We start from the raw sequence: 1,856 nt of genomic DNA, 5'->3' as shown, positions 1-1,856 counted from the left end.
ATTCCGACCCTTGGGCGCTACCCACAGCTTGACCGGGTTCGCATGCCGCATGACATGCGCAACCTTTCGGTGGAGCAGCTGAAGCAGCTGGCGGAAGAACTGCGGTCCGAGACGATCGATGCCGTATCCACCACCGGCGGCCACCTTGGCGCGTCGCTGGGCGTGGTCGAACTGACGGTGGCGCTGCATGCCGTGTTCGACACGCCCGATGACCGGGTGATCTGGGATGTCGGCCACCAGGCCTATCCGCACAAGATCCTGACCGGACGGCGCGAGCGCATCCGCACCCTGCGCCAGCCGGGCGGCCTGTCGGGCTTCACCCGGCGCAGCGAGAGCGAATATGACCCGTTCGGGGCGGCGCATTCCTCGACTTCCATTTCCGCAGGCCTCGGCATGGCCGTCGCCCACCACCTGCGCGCGGAGGAAGACCCCTCCTACCGCGAGCGCAACGTGATCGCGGTGATCGGCGATGGCTCGATCTCGGCGGGCATGGCGTACGAAGCCATGAACAACGCGTCGCATTGCGGCCCGGGCGCCGAGCGCCTGATCGTGGTGCTGAACGATAACGAGATGTCCATCGCGCCGCCGGTCGGCGCGATGTCGAACTACCTCTCGCGCCTCATGTCGTCGCGCAAGTTCCTCAACCTGCGCGAACTGGCGGCCAAGATGGCCAAGCGCTTGCCCGGCCGCCTGGAACGCACGGCGAAGAAGGCGGATGAATACGCGCGCGGCATCATGACCGGCGGCACGCTGTTCGAGGAACTCGGCTTCTATTATGTCGGCCCCGTTGACGGGCACGACATGAACCAGCTGGTCCACATCCTGCGCAACCTGCGCGACGCCGAGGATGTCGGCCCCGTGCTGCTGCATGTGATTACCGAGAAGGGCCATGGCTACAAGCCGGCCGAATCGGCGGGCGACAAGTATCACGCGGTCTCGAAGTTCAATGTCGTGACCGGCGAGCAGAAGAAGGGCCCGTCCGGCCCGCCGAGCTACACCTCGGTCTTTGCAAAGGAACTGGTCCGCCAGGCCGCGACCGACGACAGGATCGTCACGATCACCGCCGCCATGCCGTCGGGCACCGGGCTGGACAAGTTCGCCAGGGCCTATCCCGACCGTTTCTTTGACGTCGGCATTGCCGAACAGCATGCCGTGACCTTTGCCGCCGGCATGGCGACCGAGGGGCTGCGGCCGTTCTGCGCCATCTATTCCACCTTCCTGCAGCGCGCCTATGACCAGGTGATGCATGACGTGGTGCTGCAGAAGCTGCCGGTGCGCTTCGCCATCGACCGCGCGGGGCTGGTGGGCGCCGACGGCGCGACCCATGCGGGCGCGTTCGACATCGCCTATCTCGGCTGCCTGCCGGGCATGACGCTGATGGCGCCCAGCAACGAGCTGGAACTGCTGCACATGACCGCGACCTCCATCGCGTTTGACGAAGGCCCGATCGGCCTGCGCTACCCCCGCGGCGGCGGACTGGGGCTGGAGCTTCCGGCCGCGGGCCAGATCCTGGAGATCGGGCGCGGGCGAATCGTGCGTGAAATGACCCGGCAGTCCGGGCCGGAACAGGGCGGCATCGCCATCCTGTCGCTCGGGCCGAGGCTGGCGGACGCGCTGAAGGCGGCCGACATGCTGGCAGCGCAGGGCCTGTCCCCCACCGTGGCCGATGCCCGCTTCGCCAAGCCGATCGACACGGCCCTGGTTGAACAGCTGGCGCGCAACCACGCCGTGCTGATCACCATCGAGGAAGGCTCGGTTGGCGGATTTGGCAGCTATGTCATGACCCATCTGGCCAAAACCGGCCTGCTGGACCGCGTGCGCTTCCGCCCCATGACCCTGCCCGACCGCTTCATCGA

Annotated in this window: 1 protein-coding gene; it reads left to right on the top strand. The window is 67.0% G+C overall.

Features of this window, described 5'->3' with window-relative positions; translation table 11 throughout:
* Positions 1-1,856, top strand: a 1,856-nt coding sequence (gene dxs, locus HNO79_RS16280) for a 1-deoxy-D-xylulose-5-phosphate synthase (RefSeq protein WP_244987590.1), incomplete at both ends; no start/stop codon positions are given.

Origin of the sequence: Komagataeibacter oboediens (assembly GCF_018491655.1) — a bacterium.
In the GTDB taxonomy this organism is placed as follows: domain Bacteria; phylum Pseudomonadota; class Alphaproteobacteria; order Acetobacterales; family Acetobacteraceae; genus Komagataeibacter; species Komagataeibacter oboediens.
Note: the sequence above shows the minus strand (reverse complement) of the source record. Positions and strands in the feature narration are given on the sequence as shown.